Here is a 17,541-nt window from a genome sequence, read left to right on the forward strand (position 1 = left end):
CCTTATCGAAGATGAGGCGAGCAGGTGTCAGGCTGGAAGCCAGACACCGCGAAGAGGAGCATCGCGGCCTTGGTAAGACCGCTCCAACATGACGAACCCAATCGTAGGAGCTAGCACGGAGTGCGAAGCGACCTATTGGAGCCTTATCGAAGATGAGGCGATTAGGTGTCAGGCTGAAGCCAGACACCACGAAGAAGAGCATCGCGGCCTTGGTAAGACCGCTCCAACGATTAAAGACCCGCCTTATCTAGCGCCTCTTTCAGGTAATCCAACGTACGATCAACGTTCATTAGCTTATCGATACCGAACAGACCGATACGGAAGGTACAGAAGCCTTCCGGCTCATCACACATGAGCGGTACGCCCGCTGCGATTTGGAAACCTGCTTGTGCAAAGCGAGAGCCATTTTGAATATCGCTGTCGGTCGTGTGGTTAACGATGACACCAGGCGCTCCAAAGCCATCAGCTGCTAAGCTCTTAATGCCGCGTGATGCCAGTAGTTCACGAGCCTCTTTACCTAAGCGTGCTTGAGCCGCTTTCAGTTCAGCAAAGCCGAACTTCTCAGCCTCAGCCATAACATCACGTAACTGACGCAAACCATCGGTAGGCATGGTGGCATGGTAGGCGTGGCCACCGTTTTCGTAAGCTTCCATGATCTGAAGCCACTTTTTCAGGTCGCAAGCAAAGGAGTTACTAGTGGTATTCTCGATCGCATCACGAGCTCGTTGACTCATCATCACAAGGCCCGCACAAGGTGAACCACTCCACCCTTTCTGTGGCGCACTGCAGAGCACATCAACACCCAGAGCCTTCATATCAACCCAGATAGCACCTGACGCAATACAGTCCAGAACAAACAGCGCACCCACTTCATGAGCCGCATCCGCAACCGCTTTAATGTACTCATCAGGCAGAATCATACCGGCCGAGGTTTCGACGTGTGGTGCAAAGACCACTTCTGGACGCTCGTTACGAATGGCATCCACCGCCTCTTCAATTGGGTACGGCGAGAGTTGCGCTTGCGCATCGTCTGAATCAAAACGGGCTTTTAAAACCAACTCTTCACGAGGCAAGCCAGCCATCTCAAAAATTTGAGTCCAACGGTAACTAAACCAACCGTTGCGAATCACCATCGCTTTTTTGCCGTTAGCAAACTGTCGAGCCACCGCTTCCATACCAAAGGTACCGCTACCAGGAATGATCGCAACTGCATCGGCGTTGTAGACGGATTTTAACTGACCCGAAAGATCACGCATGACATGCTGAAAGGCATTCGACATGTGGTTTAGGGAACGGTCTGTGTAAACAACCGAGAATTCTAGCAATCCATCTGGATCAACGTTTGGCAGTAGTCCTGACATAGTCTGTCCTTATCAATAATTATTGAGCACATAATGCGAAAGAACCGTTTTTGAATCAAGGCATAATCAGGCAAAGTCACATGATGAAATACTAGGTGAACAACCATCGGTTCCCTTATGATGGCAAAGCTTGCAAATAATTAGAGATCAACCAATTAGATGCCTACTTCACAACTGCTCAATCTTTTTACGCTGTCGCTGCTTTGGGGTGGCTCGTTTCTATTTATCGGCATTGCCGTTCAAGAGATAGATCCCCTTCTACTGGTTTTTTTAAGGGTGATGATTGCAGCATTGGTGATGTTAAGCCTGCTGCCTCTTTTCAAAGTTCCGCTTCCTAAAGATGTTGATACCTGGAAGAAATTTTTTGTTATGGGGCTGCTCAATAACGTCATCCCCTTTACCTTCATCTTTTATGCACAAACACTGATCAGTGTCTCATTGGCCTCCATCATCAATGCCATGACACCGATCTGCACCTTTATTGTGTTGGCGCTATTTAAAGAGGAGTTACTCAAACCCAATAAAATCATTGGCAGTCTTTTGGGCGTATTGGGAGTCGCGCTGCTTAGCGGCCTAACCCAATTGGCTCTACACACCGATCCTCTGGGAGTTCTGCTAAGCTTTTTAGCGACCGTAAGTTATGGTTTTTCAGGATTATGGGCGAAACGCCACCTCGCCGGACGCAACTCGATTCAGTCTGCGACATGCCAGCTTAGCGCCTCAAGCCTTATCATGATTCCAGTACTGATACTGACCTCAACCAAATTACCCGACACGCTACCCTCTTTCAGCGTGATCGCTTCAATATTAGCGCTGGCGGTGGCCTCAACATCCTTTGCTTACATACTCTTTTTTGAGTTAATCAGTAAAGCAGGTGCCGCTAACGCCATGCTGGTCACCCTTCTGGTTCCTATTAGCGGCACTCTGCTAGGTATCAGTGTTCTTAATGAGACCATTACACTGATTCAAGTGACGGGAGGTTTGTTCATTGGTTTCGGACTGCTTGTCATAGATGGGCGTATATTTTCTTTACTACAAAAGAAGTAAAACAACTCAGGATCTATAGACTATAGTTAACGAATGAGAAACAGATGTTTATTGAGACAGTGCGTTGATTCGAAACTCCATTAAAACTAAGACGATCCTAGGGGTAGCTGCTATCGAGGCAGTCCTTCTGATCACGCTGATCGTTATGATGCTCGGTTTTATTCGTGATACGAACTTCAACGAGATGGATAAGCGCGCAAACGCGACCGCAAAACTCTTTGCCATTACCGTTAAAGACGCTGTTTTAGCTTATGATCTAGCCTCTCTGAATGCATTTGTTGATGAGGTCATGAAAAGTGATGACATTCTGTACGCGCGTGTTCTCGATCAACGGGGTCGCATCTTAACTCAATCCGATACTATCTCTCCTGGTGACATCGACCTAGAAGCGTCAGAGGTTGATGACGGCATCTTTGATGCAAAAGCGGTCATTGAGGTCGAAGGCGATCAGTACGGTATGGTAGAGGTCGGGTTTAGTATCCATCCTATACTCAACACGATTGAAGAGGCTAAACGTTGGAGTTACGCCATCGCCGCGTTAGAGATGGTATTAGTAGCAATCTTCTCTTTTGTATTGGGACGCTATCTGATTAATAAACTCTCCCTGCTTCGTGATGCTGCAGAGACCATTAGCCGAGGCGAACTTAAGACTCAAATAGAGGTTAAAGGAAACGACGAAATCGATGTCGTGGCAACCGCTTTTAACCGAATGAGCTCCACCCTCAAAGCGACTCGCGAACAGGAAAAGACCTTAGAGCAGCAGCTGCGTAATTTAAATGAAGAGCTAGAAAACAAAGTTGAACAGCGAACTCTAGCGCTATCAGAAAAAAACCATCTGCTTGAATTAGCCAATCATGAAATCAAAGCCGCACAAGCCAAATTGATTGCTGCTGAAAAACAGGCCTCACTGGGAATTCTAGCGTCAGGCATTGCCCATGAGGTGAATAACCCGCTATCGATTGTCCGCTCTAACATCGACACCCTGCGCGATTACATAGAGCAGTGTGTCAGCGCGATAGAGCAGATAAAAAAAGATTCGATGAATCCTGAACAGTTCAATCCAATCCTAGAAAGAGCTGATTTTGATTACCTCTCATCAGACTATCCGTCACTGATAGATGAGTCCGAGGCGGCTATTTTGCGGGTAACACTGATTATCTCGCAACTTCGCAATCTGGAGTTAAACAGAGAGGAGTCAGAGTTAGAGTTGGTCAACCTACGAAGTCTAGTTGCACAAGGCGCTGAACAAGCTGTACAGCAGTTACCTGATCGCTCTGCAGGTAATTGTCAGATACTGATTCAACTGCCCGACTCTCTATTTGTTCGAGCGAAGTCACGCTTAGCAATGGATGCAATATCTGGCGTCGTTACCAATGCGCTACAGGCTGTTCCGCCTGAACAAAAGGCTCTGGTCAACATTCAATGTGAAAGAGAGGGATCAGAACTTAAACTGACGATCGAAGATAATGGCATGGGTATAGAGGCTCAAGACATCAACAACATCTTTGATCCCTTCTTTACCACACGTGAGATTGGGGCTGGAACGGGTTTAGGGCTATTTAAAGTGCAAACCCTGATGAAAAGTATGGATGGTGATATTGAGCTGGTTAGAGCGAAACCGAGCGCGCTTTTCCAGCTCAGGTTTCGCTTGGATTAAGTTCGCGGCCTTTTTAAGACCGCTCCAACAGTTCGAAATCTTTTCTTAAGTTCGCGGCCTTTTTAAGACCGCTCCAACGGTTCGAAATCTTTTCTTAAGTTCGCGGCCTTTTCAAGACCGCTCCAACGGTTCGAAATCTTTTCTTAAGTTCGCGGCCTTCTTAAGACCGCTCCAACGGTTCGAGATCTTTTTATGTTGGAGCGGTCTTGAAAAGGCCGCGATCGCTCAATCCAACAAACTATCCAACAGCGTTAGCTTCAGCGCACGTACATCATCCCAGTCACTGTCATTAGCGGCTCTAAGCGATTGAATACCTAAACCTGATAACGCAGCTTTACCCTCTTCAGAATTACCCATATCAGCCAATGCCGCTGAAACTTTCTTGGCTATATCGGCATCCACTCTTGGGTGGTTAGCAAAGGCATGGGGGGTGTACTCTTCGGTTTTCCAAAGAACTTTTAATTGGCTCTTAATATCATCTTTAGAGTTATTAAACGTGCGTCCTATGCCGCCTCCGGCCAAGAAAAACTCACGGGACACACCCAAATAAACCGAGTCATGCGAACTGACATAACGGGGAGTGATATTAATCCCCATTTTTGCCAACTCACCACGTGGAACCAACGAAGCCGCAAAGGCTGCTGGCGAAGGGAAAGCGACCTCCTTACCCTCTAACTGGCTTAACTCAGAAATGGAGCTGTCGTTACGCGTTACAAGAAGACCCTGAATTTTCTTATCCGCTCGATGCGCAAGCGCCGTGTAACCCTTGTGTTCATTAAAGAAGGTGAAGTGGTAGGGGTTCATGTAAGCAAAGTCATACACATCATCCATTAAACGCTGCTCAAAGGTAGGAATGTCGGTAGCGGTCGCAAACTGAAACTGCACGCCCGTTTTATCTTCTAAATGCTTAAGAACAGGCCCCCACACTTTAGCTAACTTGGTTGCTGATTGCTGAGGGACAACACCAAAGGTGAACGTCTCTGCCCAAGCTTGACCATTAATTGCCGTCACCAAAACGCCAACTGACACTAAACGCTTTAATAACTTATTCATCACTCACTCCTCTTAACTATTAACGATTTTGACAGATTGAGAGTGCAAAAACGCCTCAATGCTGTGGATTTTTAACGGTTTTGCCAACACAAGATCTGCACCCGCTTTTAATAGCTGATCTCGCTCCCCCCCAATGGTTGCCGCTGTTACACCGATAATGGGTGCATCAACATCCATAGACCTCAGGGTTTTAATCATCTCATCTCCATCCATGACCGGCATCATTAGGTCAGACAGCATAAGATCAAACGTCTGTAATTTAGCTTTTTGCAGACCCTCATCCCCGTTAGAGGCGGTCACAACTGATGCGCCTTTTGATTCCAGCATCTTTTTGGTTAACAGTTGTATTGTTAGGTTATCCTCAACGACCAAAACGGATAATCCTTCTAACACTGAGAGTTCCATCTGAGGTAACTCAGATGTTGGCAAAGAACTCTTAGCCTCTTCAATCGCCAATGAGAGTGTAAAGGTAAAACGGCTACCCGTTTTCCCGTCGCTCTCTAACACCAAATCCCCGCCCATATTAGTCACCAACTCCTTACAGACACTGAGTCCAATACCGCTCCCCTCAGTCTGGCTATCACCTCTAGTAAAGCTCTCAAACACCCGAGCCTGAAGCTCTGGCTTAATGCCCTTACCATCATCGGTAATAGAGACTTCAAGACGTGCAAAGTTTGGGTTAATGCGTTGCAGATCGGCCGAGATAGATAAGGTTTTACACTGGCTGTGAATGATGGCGTTTCGCATTAGATTTGAGACGATTTGACGCAGCGCCTTCTCTGATGTTTTAACCTGCGTCCCGGTAATCGCTATCTCATCGACTAAACGAATTCCATGTGCATAGGCTTGCTGTCGATAGCTGGTAATAAGACCACTGAATAGCTCAGCCAAATCGACTGAATCGACGTTCATATCACGACCAGAACCCGCTCGTGCGACCAAGCTCATATCATCAATAAGCGATAGAGTATGATCAACATTCGAGCGGATGAGATTGAGATTAATGGATTCTCTATTTTCTAACTCCATCATGATGATCGATATGGGCGTGCGGATCTCATGACCTAAAATGGCGAACACATCGGCTTCACGCTGTTTAGATTCTTCCGATAATCTAAGTGCCTGCTGAAGTTCTTTGGTTTTACTTTCGACTTGCTGAGCTAAGTTTTCCTGACTTTTCGCCATGACTGATTGTGCTTCAACTAACTTCTTGCGCATCGCTTCAAGCAGACTAGCAAACTGCGAGATCTCATCATGGCCAATAACCTTAACCTCTGTGTTTAGGTCACCCTTAGCAATCGATTGGACACTTTTAGAGAGCTCTCGGATACGACAAGTCAGGTATCGACCAAGCAGGTATGAAAAGAAAGCTACTAACAGAAGCCCGCCAATCGCGATTTGAAAACCTAACAGTTTGGCAAAATTGGAGTTATCGTCAACGATTGAGATGTCATAGGTAAACTCCACCCAGCCAAAGGATTGTTGATCAATAATAATAGGCATCTGAACATCGTATATGGATTCAAGCCCACTAAGCTCACTCTGTGTCTGGCTCGCCATGACTCGATCATTAGCTGCTATAACTGAAACGCCCAATACCGTTTCACGCTGCATGAATTGAGAAATGGCCGATTCTATCTCGGCAATATCAAAGCTGATGACCGCGTTGGTGATGGACGAGGCAAAGAGCTCTGATATGTCTCGTGCAGACTCTTCATAAAGCGCTTTATTCGTATCATGAACAATGGCTGACTCTGTCAGAATCAAGAAAGAGAAGGCGCAGATCTCGATTAATGCCACACCAATGATGGTTTTAGCACCAATACTTAACTTGGACACAAACTTAAAAATACTGCTCTCTACAAATTTTCGTTAGTAAATTTAGAGCAAGTATCGTGCCAACTATTTAGACGTTGGAGTTTGTCTGAAAAGCTATCGCGGCCTTTTTAAGACCGCTCCAACAGTGTCAAATGCACTTAGTGTTAGAGTCGACTTGAAAAGACCGCGATAAATACTGTTGGAGCGGTCTAGCAAAGGCCGCGATAATTTAAGGGCGAAGCGAATTAAGCGTTAAAACGAAGCAGACAGCGTATAGAAAAGGTAACCCGCATAACCTATATAGACGGCCACCAACAACCCACCCTCAATACGATTAATGCGACGACGCCCTAACACACCGTAACCCAAAACAAACAGGGATAGAGTTAACACGCCCATAATGGTCCAATCACGGTAGAGAGCTGCAGCTTCAATGCCCAAAGGCTGAATAGCACCGGCTATACCAACAACGGCAAGAGTATTGAATAAGTTAGATCCAATGACGTTACCCAAGGCTAAATCATGCTCGTTCTTCTTTACCGAAATGATTGACGAAGCCAGTTCAGGCAGCGAAGTGCCTATCGCTACAATGGTCAATCCAATGATCAGATCACTGACACCCAAAGCCATCGCAATATCGACAGCGCCCCAGACCAACAGGCGTGAGCTACCAATCAGAATCACTAGGCCTAACACCAACCAGAAAAGCGCTCGACTTAACGGCAGGTAGTCGTCATCTTCAAACTCAGATTCAAAGTCCGCAGAGAGTGCATCGTTTTTGGCTCTCATGCTGGAGTAAATCGACCAGCCCATAATCAGCGCAAAGACAAACAACATCAGAAAAGCATCAAAACGAGTAATCTCTAAATCGTAGATCAACGCACCCACAAGTAGGGTTGCAAGGGCTAGCAGAGGAAGCTCCGTCTTAAGAATCTTGGATTTAACGCTGATAGGACTTAACAGCGCGGTAATCCCCAAAATTAACGCAATATTAGTGATGTTTGAGCCAAAGCCATTACCAATGGCTAAGCCGGGGTTACCTTGGGAAGCGGCTAAAGCAGAAACCACCATCTCAGGTGCAGAGGTACCAAACCCAATAATGACCATACCGATCAATAAGGTTGGCATACCCAAATGTTTAGCGGTAGCAGCCGCCCCATCGACAAAGCGATCGGCACTCCAAACCAATAACACAAGACCCGCAACCACAGCCAAGATAGGCATCAACATCAATCAGTTCCTAATGAAAATATTAAATCTGTGTGTATTCTAAACGAAACCACCCACAGTAACAGCACAAGCCGCGATAAACCCTTGTGATTTAAACCATCTTTGCTAGAATCCGCGCTCGCGTTGAAGAGCACGCCTGAAGAGTGATGTGCCAATAAAAAGTTTAGGTCAGTTGTCCGAGTGGTCGACTAAAAACGCAAGGATAGCGTTTTTGAACGGACGAAGTCCGGCCCCAACGGGGTGTGCGTCAGGAGACGCGAATAACGAGCACGCCTGGAAAGTGTTGTGCCAAATTAAAGTTTAGGTTGAGTGTCCGAGTGGTCGAAGGAGCACGCCTGGAAAGTGTGTATACGGCAACGTATCGAGGGTTCGAATCCCTCCTCAACCGCCATCCAAAACAAAAAGCCTCGCACAAGCGGGGCTTTTTGCTTTGGGTTGTTTGGATAAGAACCCGACCAGAGGGTTCGACAAAAACGCAGGATAGCGTTTTTGAACAGCGAAGCTGGGCAGAGCCCGAGCGACAGGGATGTCGCGAGTTAATCCCTCCTCAACCGCCATCCAAATCAAAAAGCCTCGCACAAGCGGGGCTTTTTGTTGGAGCCTTATCGCAGATGAGGCGATTGGCATCATCGCGGCCTTTACCAGACCGCTCCAACAAAAGCGCAAGTACTATCGCGACCTTTTCAAGATCGCTCCAACAAAAAGGTTTATTCCAACAAAAAAGGCTCCCTAGGGAGCCTTCATTCAACGTCATTCTTTACAGTTGAACGTTGTGGTAAACGTGCTGAACATCATCAAGATCTTCTAGCATGCCTAAGAACTTATCAAACAACACCCGATCTTCTTCGCTGATCTCTGTGTAGCTGTTAGGTACCCACTGGATCTCTTCTACTTCAAGATCCGTAATGCCCATCTCAGTTAGAGCTGTTTTAGCTTTAAAGTAGTCGGTAGGAGCAACAAAGGCGGTTAGCAACCCCTCTTCGTTCTCAAGATCGGTTACATCAACGTCGGCTTCCATCAGCGCTTCAAGCACAGCGTCTTCATCATCGTGTTTGAATACAAATACCGCAGCGTGTTCAAACATGTGCGCTACGGCACCTTGGTTACCGATTTTACACTTAGTCTTAGTAAAGGCTTGACGAACATCACCAAAGGTACGGTTCGGGTTGTCAGTTAGACACTCAATGATCGCCATTGAGCCGCCTGGGCCGTAACCTTCATATCGAGCAGGTGCGAAGTCTTCACCGCCACCACCTTGCGCTTTATCGATCGCTTTATCGATAACGTGCGCAGGTACCTGATCTTTTTTAGCACGATCAAGCAAGCTACGCAGAGACAGGTTAGCATTGGGATCCGAACCACCGGATTTGGCACTCATGTAAATTTCACGGCTGTAACGACTGTAGACCTTAGCATTCTGGTCAGAAGTTTTAGCAATCGAGGCTTTTCGGTTTTGATACGCACGACCCATCGGGAAGTCACTCCAGTAGTTCAAAAAAGAGGCGTCAGTTTAATCCCCTAGCGCCCTTCAGACAATCCTAAAAAGCGCTGTTCACTGGAAAAGCATTGTGCTATCGTACTAGTACATGAATACATCTAGCCATTTTGATCAACTCATTACTCACCTCTTCTCTTGTCAAAGCGAAGAGACACTTTCCGTTGCGCTGCAGGAACTGTTAACACCCAGTGAAGTCACAGAGATCAGTAAACGATTACAGATCTTCCGACTTTTAGAGGATGGTGTTCCCCAACGCGAAATTGCGAAACAGCTAGGTGTAGGTATAGCGACTGTGACGCGCGGTTCGCGCGCATTGAAAGCCAAAGAAGGTAACGAATGATTAACCGTAAACCGGCCAAAATTGAGCTTCCCCGAAAACCTCAATACGTCAAAATGGCGGCCGACATCGATTTTTTCCAACTGTTTAAGAAGATCGAAAAGCGCTTTGATAACTGCGTGATGCTCGAATCTTTGGGTGAAGAGAGTTACATCTCACGCCACTCCATCATCGGTTTTGATCCTGAGCAGATTTTGTGGGCCGACGAAGGTTATCTTCATATCGAGGATCGCCAGGGCAACCGCGAGTCTTACGCCAGTGAAAACCCATACTACCTTCTACGTGAGATCGTTCCTCAAAACATCATCTCGCGAAAATATGCGGGTGGTTTGACCGGCTATATCGGTTACGACTGTATGAACTACTTTGAACCCTCACTGAACCTACAACACAGTGAGATGTTCGATATCTTCCGTTTTGGTGTTTTTAAAGACGGTCTAATTCTCGACAAAATGACCGGTGAAGTTTTCTACTTCTACTACACTGATAGCCGCATTGAGTTGGTCGATGAGATTCTCGCTTCCGACTGCCCTGCCAATGGCCCGCTGAAGATCTACAACCTCGGCGATACCATGACCCAACAAGATCATGCTGATGCTGTTATGAAGGTTAAACAGGACATCATTGAGGGTAAGATTTTCCAGACGGAAGTGGGCTTTAAAAAGCGTTTCCGCCTCGAGGGTGACACCATCAACATTTACGAACAATTGCGCGAAGTGAACCCATCGCCGCAGATGTACTACGTAAAGTTTGGTGAGCAGAAGCTAATTGGCGCAAGCCCCGAACTACTCTTCCGCTTACGTCAGGGTGAGATGGAGACCTTCCCACTGGCCGGCACAACAAAACGTGGCGCCGATGCCGTTGAAGATCAGCAGTTAGCTCGCGCCCTACTCAACGATCCTAAAGAGATTGCCGAGCACAATATGATCGTCGATCTACATCGAAACGACATCGGTCGAGTGGCACGCTTTGGTACGGTTAAAGTGCGTAACCTTATGGACATCAAACGATTCAGTCATGTCCAACACATCTCAAGTGAGATTGTCGGCATTATCTCTGATGAGCATGACATGTTCTCTGCTTTGGCCAGCAACTTCCCTGCCGGCACACTGACAGGCGCGCCTAAAATTGAGGCGATGACGATCATTGATGAGTTGGAAGCAGATGGCCGCGGCCCTTATGGAGGTGCAGTCGGGCACTTCTCCTTCAATGGTGATTGTACCTTTGCCATTCCGATTCGCACGGTATTTGCCAACGGTGAACAGGCGTATGTGCAGACCTGTGGTGGTAATGTCTACGACTCTAATCCGGAAGATGAGTACGAAGAGATTCGTCGCAAGTTTGCCGGTACTAAAAAAGTACTGGATCAATTTATGGTGGAGGAACAGGCGTGACCGATTCAACAACCATGAAGGTTTACATCATCGATAACTATGACTCCTTCACCTATAACCTCTACCAGTTCATTGGTGAGATTCTTGAAGCTGAGCAACTTGCCGGCCACTTGGATGATTTTGAGATCATTGTAAAACGCAACGATGAGGTCGATGTTGAGGCAGTACGTCAGGCAAACCCAGATAGAATCATTATCTCGCCCGGCCCTGGCTCACCGGATGACCCTAAATATTTTGGCGTCTGTGCTGATGTGATAACCAGCCTAGGCAAAGAGACGCCATTAATGGGCGTCTGTTTAGGTATGCAAGGCATAGTCCACTGTTTTGGTGGAAAGGTGGTGAAAGCCCCACTGCCGATGCACGGCAAGATCAGTCCGATCACCCACAACGCCGAGGGTGTATTCAAAAATATCCCCGATCAACTTGAAGTGATGCGCTACCACTCTTTGATTGCAGAGTCGGAATCGATTCCAGACTGTTTAGAGGTCACTGCAGCAGTCGGTGAGCTTCAGCAGAACGACCTGACCAACATCGATCGAATCCGCCAAGGCGGTGCCTTTGAGATTATGGGTGTGAAGCACAAAGAGTATCCAATACACGGCATCCAGTTCCACCCAGAATCCTTTGCAACCGAAGGTGGTAAAGAGCTGATTCGCAACTTTTTGTTTGTGGAGTGATCTTGTTGGAGCCTTATCGTAGATGAGGCGATCAAATCGCGGCCTTTCAAGACCGCTCCAACATTCAAACCGCTCCAACGCTCCAAAAAAAAAGGGGTCTGACCTTTGGTCTGACCCCTTTTTGTTAATACAAAATAACCTACTCTGCGTAGTCACTCACCGGTGGACAGGTGCAGACGAAGTTTCGATCGCCGTAGACGTTGTCGATACGGTTAACCGTTGGCCAGAACTTCGCTTGGCGAACCGCACTGACTGGGAACACAGCCTGCTCTTTTGAGTAGCTGCGGGTCCACTCTGCATCCACCAGATCTTCCAGGGTGTGCGGTGCATGTCTAAGAACAGAATCTTCCGCAGCGACTTCACCTCGCTCAACCGCCGCAATCTCTTCACGAATCTTAATCATCGCTTCAATGAAACGATCAAGTTCCTGAATAGATTCTGATTCAGTTGGTTCCACCATTAGCGTGCCCGGCACAGGGAAGGACATGGTCGGCGCGTGGAAGCCATAGTCCATCAAACGCTTAGCAATGTCCTCTTCAGTAATGTCAGAGACCTCTTTCAGAGGGCGGATATCGATAATACATTCGTGTGCGACAAAACCATTCGTGCCGCGGTAGAGAATCGAATAGTGATTCTCAAGACGTTTAGCAATGTAGTTAGCATTTAGAATCGCCAGTTCGGTCGATTCGCGCAAACCGCGATCACCGAGCATACGGATGTACATCCAGGTAATCGGCAGAATAGACGCCGAACCGTAAGGTGCTGCTGCTACGGCTCCATTGCTGCCATTACCTGGCACGGGCGATACACTGTGGCTAGCAAGGAATGGCGCTAAGTGTGCTTTCACACCAATAGGCCCCATACCTGGACCACCACCACCGTGAGGGATAGCAAAGGTTTTGTGCAGGTTAAGGTGTGATACGTCAGCACCAATCGTACCTGGCTTACACAGGCCTACCTGCGCATTCAAGTTAGCACCGTCCATGTAGACCTGACCACCATGCTGGTGAATCAGTTCACAGATTTCACCCACAGCCTCTTCAAAGACACCGTGCGTCGATGGGTAGGTAATCATCAGTGTCGACAGGTTGTCGCTGTGCTGTTCCGCTTTGGCTTTCAAGTCAGCCACATCCACGTTACCCACTTCATCGCAGGCAACCACAACCACTTTCATATCCATCATTGCGGCTGAAGCAGGGTTGGTACCGTGCGCCGACGATGGAATCAAACAGACATTACGGTGACCTTCACCGATAGACTCTTGGTACTTACGAATCGCTAACAGACCAGCGTACTCACCCGAAGCCCCTGAGTTTGGCTGCATAGAGATCGCATCGTAGCCGGTGATATCAATCAACCAACGATCCAACTGCTCTAGCATTTCAGCGTAGCCCTGTGCCTGCTCTGCAGGAACGAACGGATGAACATTACCAATTTCTGGCCAAGTGACCGGCGCCATCTCCGAAGTCGCATTCAACTTCATCGTACATGAACCTAGCGGAATCATGCCGTGAACCAGAGAGTAATCTTTATTCTCTAGTCGCTTCATGTAGCGCAGAATGTCGTGCTCAGCGTGGTAGCGATTAAAGACAGGGTGAGACAACACTTCATCTTCACGAATCATATCCGTTGGGATCGATAGAGCCGCATCGACATCACCTAGGTCCTCAACTGAAACAACCTTACCGTTAATGATACTTACAAGGTGCGCGACATCTTCAACGCTGTGCGTCTCATCAAAGCTGACACCGAAACGCGTCTCAGTGATCTTACGAAGATTGATATTGGCATCTAAAGCGCGCTGATGGACCGACGCGTCAGCATCAAAGCTCAAGGTGTCAAAGAAGTGGGTATTGGTCGTTAAGCCAGCACTGTTAAGCTGTTTCGCTGCAAGCTGAGCGAGGCGGTGAACGCGAGTGGCAATCTTTTTCAGACCCACTGGGCCATGGTAGATCGCATAAAACGCAGCCATATTGGCAAGCAGTGCCTGCGCCGTACAGATGTTAGAGGTCGCCTTTTCACGGCGAATGTGCTGCTCACGCGTCTGCATCGCCATACGGTAGGCTTGGTTACCGCGGGAATCGATCGAAACCCCAATAATACGACCAGGAACCGAACGTTTAAGCTTCTCGCTGGTCGCGAAAAATGCAGCATGTGGACCACCAAAGCCCATCGGTACACCAAAACGTTGTGCTGAACCGAGTGCAACATCTGCACCGAGAGAGCCCGGTGATTTAAGCAACATTAATGCTAAAAGATCGGTTGCCACTGCAACCAGTGCACCTTGTGCCTTAGCATCTTCAACGACGCTGGCAAGATCGATAATCTCCCCCTCACTGCCTGGGTATTGAACCAGACAGCCGAAACAGTCGTGTGAAGAGAGGTTTGTGGCATCATCAACAACGACCTCAATACCAAAGTACTCGGCACGTGTTTGAATAACATCCAAGGTCTGTGGGTGTACCTGAGAATCGACAAAGAAGGTGTCTGATTTCTTACGATTAGATCGCTTAAGCAGAGTCATTGCCTCAGCTGCAGCGGTCGCTTCATCAAGCAACGACGCGTTTGCCAAGTCCATGCCAGTCAGATCCATGACCATCTGCTGGAAGTTGAGCAGTGACTCAAGACGGCCTTGTGAGATCTCAGGCTGGTAAGGGGTGTAGGCGGTGTACCAAGCGGGATTCTCCAGCACGTTACGCTGAATAACACCCGGTACCAAGGTGCCGTAGTAGCCCATACCGATAAAGTTTTTGTTCAGTTGGTTCTTAGCCGCGATCTGCTTAAGTTCCGACAGGGCTTCAACCTCTGTCACCGGATTACCAATCGAGAGCGCATCACTCAGTAGGATCGATTCAGGGACGGTTTTCTGAATCAAATCAGCTCGATCAGAGACATCCAGGGTGCTGCACATCTGTAATTGCTCAGCATCATTTGAGCCGAGGTGGCGCTGAATGAATTGATCAGAATCGCGAAGTTCTTGAAGCGTACTGTGAGAGTGAGGCATGAAGGGTTCCAACTAACAATTAGAAAGTTTCAATTAAGGCCAATATTCTACTCCTTCAGCCTATTTCATGACACTTTTTGATAGATTGATTGAAAATAAAAAGGCCAGTACACATTTCACAATGCGAACCGGCCTTATCAATTAACGGATTAAATCAGTTGTTAGCGTCACTAAGCCGCTAGTTGTACAGCGACCTCTGATCGGTTGATGGCCGAGATCAGTGCCTTTAGAGAAGCCCCTAAACTGTCTGTATCAAAGGCCATACCGACGACACGCTGACCATCAACATTGATTAAGAAGTAAGCTGCTGCCAATGCATCGGTGCCACTACCGACCGCATGTTCAGAGTAGTCGATGACGTTGACTGCCTGCCCAGTCAACGAGGCCCAACCATCAAGGAAAGAGGAGATTACCCCTTCCCCCTGACCGATCAGTTCACGATCTTGGCCGTTGATCGATACTGTCGCTTTGAACTGCTCGTTTTGCTGACGATCAATGGAGAAGCCTTGCAACGCTACTGGCTCAGCCGATTTAATAAAGTTCGCTTTAAGGATCTCAAAAATCGCATCACTGCCCATTTCCGAAGCACTCTCTTCTGAAGCTTTTTGAACCAGCGGAGCCAATTCAGTCTGCATCCAGCGCGGCAGAGTAATGCCATAATCACGTTCAAGTACAAAGGACATACCGCCCTTGCCTGATTGACTGTTAACGCGAATAACCGCTTGGTAATCACGGCCAATATCCTTTGGGTCGATTGGCAAGTAAGCCACCTGCCAGTGCTCATCCTCACCCTGTCGGTGCAAACATTTCTGTATAGCGTCCTGATGGCTACCCGAAAAGGCCGTGTAGACCAACTCTCCAATCCAAGGATGACGGGGACTAACCGGCAAGCGCGTACACTCAGTAAAGGTGGTAATAATCTCATCCGGATTAGACAGATCCATTTTAGGATCAACGCCTTGGCTGTATAAGTTCATCGCCATTGTGACCAAATCCATGTTACCGGTACGCTCGCCATTGCCTAGCAACGTCCCTTCCACACGATCAGCACCGGCCAAAACTGCCAGCTCAGCAGCCGCCACAGCACATCCTCGGTCATTATGAGTGTGAACTGAGATAATCGCGCCAGCACGATTCTTCATATGGGTACAGAAGTACTCAATCTGATCGGCAAAAATGTTGGGCGTCGACTCCTCTACCGTTGACGGTAGATTGATAATGCAGCGGTTCTCAGCCGTTGGCTGCCAAACATCCATTACCGCATCACAGACCTCGATCGCATAGTCGATCTCAGTTCCGGTAAAACTCTCTGGTGAATACTGGAAGGTCCAATCAACTTCTGGGTAATCTTTGGCACCCTCCATGACCCACCGCGCACCCTGTGTCGCAATCGCTTTGATACCCTCGCGATCCTGATTGAATACGCGCTCACGCTGAATCGTACTGGTTGAATTGTAGACGTGAACCACCGCACTTTTAACACCACGAAGCGCTTCATAGGTACGGTCGATCAGCTCTTTACGGGCCTGAACCAGTACCTGAATCGTCACGTCATCAGGAATCTCACCGTTGTCGATCAACCAGCGAACAAAATCGTAGTCCGGCTGACTCGCTGACGGGAAGCCCACCTCAATCTCTTTTAGACCAATCTTCACCAACAGACGCCATAGACGCTGCTTCTGTTCTACGGTCATCGGTTCAAGTAGCGCCTGATTACCGTCACGCAGATCCACCGACGCCCAAATCGGCGCGTGGGTGATTGTGTTGTTAGGCCAAGTACGATTCTCAATTTGAATCTGTGGAGCTGGCTGATAGCGGCGGTAATCGAAGTTAGACATACAATCCTCAACAGTGGCTTCGAGTTAATTCATTGCTGCACAGTTTACTGGGGTTACGGAGGTGAATGATTGCGAATTAACTAAGAAATAGATGAATTTATTATCATTAATTGCTATAAATTAATTAATTAAGCAATTTTATTCTAATTTTTTGCGGATTGTAGAAATGGATCGTTACGATAAGGCTATTCTTCAGCAGCTTCAGCTAGATGGACGCATCTCAAACCAAGAGTTAGCGGATAAGGTCGGTCTCTCACCCTCCCCCTGCTTACGCCGTGTCAGAGCCCTTGAAGAGAGCGGCATCATTAGCGGCTATCGCGCCAACTTGGATGCCAAAAAATTGGGGTTAACGCTTACCGCAATCATTATGATTTCGATGGATCGCCACACCCCAGAGCGTTTCGCCAACTTTGATAAGGTCATTAATGATCTACCAGAGGTATTAGAGTGCTTGCTGATTACCGGTCAGGATGCTGACTACCAACTCAAAGTGGTGGTGCATGACATGGAAGATTTTCAACGCTTATTGCTCGAAAAGATCACCCGCATAGAGGGCGTGACCGGCGTGCATTCGAGTTTTGTCATGCGCAATGTTAAGAGTGAATCGGCACTACCCGTTCGATAAAA

At 47.7% G+C, this 17,541-nt stretch carries 13 protein-coding genes and 1 tRNA gene; 7 read left to right on the top strand and 7 right to left on the bottom strand.

The features are described 5' to 3' along the window. Positions 1 to 230: 230 nt before the first annotated feature. Positions 231 to 1,361 (bottom strand): aminotransferase class V-fold PLP-dependent enzyme, encoded by a 1,131-nt coding sequence (locus XMD579_RS05915; RefSeq protein WP_173506059.1) that lies wholly within the window; start codon positions 1,359 to 1,361, stop codon positions 231 to 233. Between the two features lie 159 nt (positions 1,362 to 1,520). On the opposite strand from XMD579_RS05915, the gene XMD579_RS05920 reads away from it, so the two are divergent. Next, on the top strand, positions 1,521 to 2,408 hold the full coding sequence (locus tag XMD579_RS05920) for a DMT family transporter (protein WP_173506060.1): 888 nt from the start codon (positions 1,521 to 1,523) through the stop codon (positions 2,406 to 2,408). Between the two features lie 64 nt (positions 2,409 to 2,472). Continuing rightward, a complete protein-coding gene (locus tag XMD579_RS05925) occupies positions 2,473 to 4,065 on the top strand; it encodes an ATP-binding protein (RefSeq protein WP_173506061.1) in 1,593 nt (530 codons plus the stop codon). A 225-nt stretch (positions 4,066 to 4,290) separates the two neighbouring features. Here the strand turns inward: XMD579_RS05925 and XMD579_RS05930 are convergent, their stop codons facing one another. From XMD579_RS05930 to XMD579_RS05940, 3 genes are all read right to left on the bottom strand, one after another. Beyond that, positions 4,291 to 5,118 (bottom strand): phosphate/phosphite/phosphonate ABC transporter substrate-binding protein, encoded by an 828-nt coding sequence (locus XMD579_RS05930; RefSeq protein WP_173506062.1) that lies wholly within the window; start codon positions 5,116 to 5,118, stop codon positions 4,291 to 4,293. Positions 5,119 to 5,130: 12 nt separating this feature from the next. After that, positions 5,131 to 6,957, bottom strand: a complete 1,827-nt coding sequence (locus XMD579_RS05935) for an ATP-binding protein (protein WP_173506063.1) — start codon at positions 6,955 to 6,957, stop codon at positions 5,131 to 5,133. A gap of 231 nt (positions 6,958 to 7,188) precedes the next feature. Beyond that, positions 7,189 to 8,166, bottom strand: a complete 978-nt coding sequence (locus tag XMD579_RS05940; RefSeq protein WP_173506064.1) for a calcium/sodium antiporter — start codon at positions 8,164 to 8,166, stop codon at positions 7,189 to 7,191. 303 nt (positions 8,167 to 8,469) lie between these two features. Here XMD579_RS05940 and XMD579_RS05945 point away from each other — a divergent pair. Then, positions 8,470 to 8,557, top strand: a tRNA-Ser gene (locus XMD579_RS05945). A gap of 366 nt (positions 8,558 to 8,923) precedes the next feature. Here XMD579_RS05945 and XMD579_RS05950 read toward each other — a convergent pair. Then, positions 8,924 to 9,637, bottom strand: coding sequence for a YebC/PmpR family DNA-binding transcriptional regulator (locus XMD579_RS05950; RefSeq protein ID WP_173498011.1), 714 nt, complete (start codon positions 9,635 to 9,637; stop codon positions 8,924 to 8,926). A 115-nt stretch (positions 9,638 to 9,752) separates the two neighbouring features. Here XMD579_RS05950 and XMD579_RS05955 point away from each other — a divergent pair, with 115 nt between their 5' ends. Genes XMD579_RS05955 through XMD579_RS05965 form a run of 3 tightly spaced genes read left to right on the top strand, consistent with a single transcriptional unit; the run spans position 9,753 to position 12,072 of the window. After that, the gene (locus XMD579_RS05955) at positions 9,753 to 10,004 is read left to right on the top strand and encodes a Trp family transcriptional regulator (protein WP_173481000.1); all 252 of its coding nucleotides are present in this window, start codon (positions 9,753 to 9,755) and stop codon (positions 10,002 to 10,004) included. Continuing rightward, entirely contained in the window at positions 10,001 to 11,395 is a 1,395-nt protein-coding gene (locus XMD579_RS05960; RefSeq protein ID WP_173483775.1) for an anthranilate synthase component I family protein, read from the top strand. The genes XMD579_RS05955 and XMD579_RS05960 overlap by 4 nt, the downstream gene beginning before the upstream one ends. Before the next feature lie 14 nt (positions 11,396 to 11,409). Then, positions 11,410 to 12,072 carry an aminodeoxychorismate/anthranilate synthase component II gene (locus XMD579_RS05965; protein WP_173506141.1) on the top strand — a complete coding sequence of 221 codons (663 nt, stop codon included), beginning with the start codon at positions 11,410 to 11,412 and terminating at the stop codon, positions 12,070 to 12,072. A gap of 139 nt (positions 12,073 to 12,211) precedes the next feature. Here XMD579_RS05965 and gcvP read toward each other — a convergent pair whose 3' ends face one another. Both gcvP and leuA read right to left on the bottom strand, forming a co-directional pair. Then, positions 12,212 to 15,076 (bottom strand): aminomethyl-transferring glycine dehydrogenase, encoded by a 2,865-nt coding sequence (gcvP, locus tag XMD579_RS05970; protein WP_173506065.1) that lies wholly within the window; start codon positions 15,074 to 15,076, stop codon positions 12,212 to 12,214. 170 nt (positions 15,077 to 15,246) lie between these two features. Next, entirely contained in the window at positions 15,247 to 16,914 is a 1,668-nt protein-coding gene (gene leuA, locus XMD579_RS05975; protein ID WP_173481003.1) for a 2-isopropylmalate synthase, read from the bottom strand. A 166-nt stretch (positions 16,915 to 17,080) separates the two neighbouring features. Between leuA and XMD579_RS05980 the strand changes: the two genes are divergently transcribed. Beyond that, positions 17,081 to 17,539, top strand: a complete 459-nt coding sequence (locus tag XMD579_RS05980; RefSeq protein ID WP_173481004.1) for an Lrp/AsnC family transcriptional regulator — start codon at positions 17,081 to 17,083, stop codon at positions 17,537 to 17,539. Positions 17,540 to 17,541: the final 2 nt, after the last annotated feature.

Source organism: Marinobacterium sp. xm-d-579, assembly GCF_013282935.1.
Lineage (GTDB): Bacteria > Pseudomonadota > Gammaproteobacteria > Pseudomonadales > Balneatricaceae > Marinobacterium_E.